This window comes from Pseudomonas sp. NFIX10, from assembly GCF_900111955.1.
In the GTDB taxonomy this organism is placed as follows: domain Bacteria; phylum Pseudomonadota; class Gammaproteobacteria; order Pseudomonadales; family Pseudomonadaceae; genus Aquipseudomonas; species Aquipseudomonas fluorescens_AA.
Genome location: NZ_FOKH01000063.1, coordinates 1 through 1,535, shown reverse-complemented (window position 1 = coordinate 1,535; position 1,535 = coordinate 1). Strand labels below are relative to the sequence as shown.

Below are 1,535 nucleotides of genomic sequence, written 5' to 3'. Positions count from 1 at the left end.
ACGAAGTTCACCGAGCCGGAGCTGGCGCCGACCGGGATGGTGATGGTCTGGCCGTTGGACAGGGTGACGACCAGCGGAGCACCGGTGACCGGGGCATTGACCGAGGCGGTATAAACGACGGTGCCGCCTTCAGCGACGGTCGACGTGGCGCTCAGGCTGACAGTCGAAGTGTCGATGGTGTCAGTGACATCGGTAACTGCCGGTGCGGTACTTGGCACCAGGTTTTCGAAGTTGCCACCGGTGGCCTTGTCGATGCTGACTTCGACCTTGCCGGCGTCCTTGTAGACGTCATCTTTCGGCGCGTCGACAGTGACGGTACCGGTGGTCGCGCCGGCGGCGATGTTGATGACGGCGCCATTGCTCAGCGTAATGGTGACGGGCGAGCCGGCCGCATTGGTCAGCGTCGCGGTGTAAACAATCGAGCCACCTTCAGCCACGGTGTCGGTTGCGGAAAGCGTCAGGCCGGTGGTGTCCTGGGTATCGGTGACCGAGGTATCGGCGGTCTTGCCGTCGATAGCCAGATTTTCGTAGTTGCCACCCTTGGCGTCGTCAATTTTGACGCTCAGGTTGTCGCCGCCGGCGAGGGCATCGTTCGTCGTAACGAAGTTCACCGAGCCGGAGCTAGCACCAACCGGGATGGTGATGGTTTGGCCGTTCGACAGGGTGACGACCAGTGGAGCGCCGGTGACCGGAGCGTTGACCGAGGCGGTATAAACGACGGTGCCACCTTCTGCCACAGTCGAAGTCGCAGTGAGCGAAACGGTGCTGGTGTCGATGGTATCGGTGACGTCCGTGACGGCAGGGGTCGTGCTCGGAACGAGGTTCTCGAAGTTGCCACCGGTGGCTTTATCGATGCTGACTTCAACCTTGCCGGCGTCTTTGTAAACGTCGTCTTTTGGTGCGTCGACAGCCACGGAGCCACTGGTGGCACCGGCGGCGATGTTGATGACCGCGCCGTTGCTCAGCGTCACGGTGACTGGTGTGCCAGCAGGGTTGGTCAGTGTAGCGGTATAGAGGATCTGACCGCCCTCTGCCACTTCGGTGGATGCCGACAGACTCAGACCGGTAGTGTCCGTCGAATCGGTAATGGTGGTGACCGCCGGGGTAGTGCTCGGCACTAGGTTTTCAAAGTTTCCGCCGGTTGCGCCAGTAATGGTGGTGCTGACGGTACTGCCGTTGTTGTAGACGTCGTTGGCCGGGGTATCCACAGCCACTGTGCCAGTAGTCTGGCCGGCGGCAATGGTGATGACCGAGCCGTTGCTCAAGGTCACGGTCACAGGGGTTTGAGCGGCATTGGTCAGTGTCGCGGTGTAGGTGATCTGACCACCTTCGGTGACGGTGTTGCTGGCGGACAGGGTCAGGCCGGTGCTGTCCACCGAGTCGGTAATCGTAGTCACCGCAGGCGTGGTGCTTGGCACCAGGTTCTCGAAGTTGCCACCGGTCGCGCCAGTAATGGTGGTGCTGACGGTGCTGCCGTTGTTGTAGACGTCGTTGGCTGGCGTCTCGACGTTGACGGTGCCGGTGGTTTGGCCCGC

1 protein-coding gene is annotated in these 1,535 nt (G+C 61.7%); it reads right to left on the bottom strand.

Annotated elements, in window-relative coordinates:
• Positions 1-1,535 (bottom strand): immunoglobulin-like domain-containing protein (locus tag BM321_RS29220; RefSeq protein WP_371856655.1); only part of this gene is annotated, 1,535 nt, incomplete at both ends.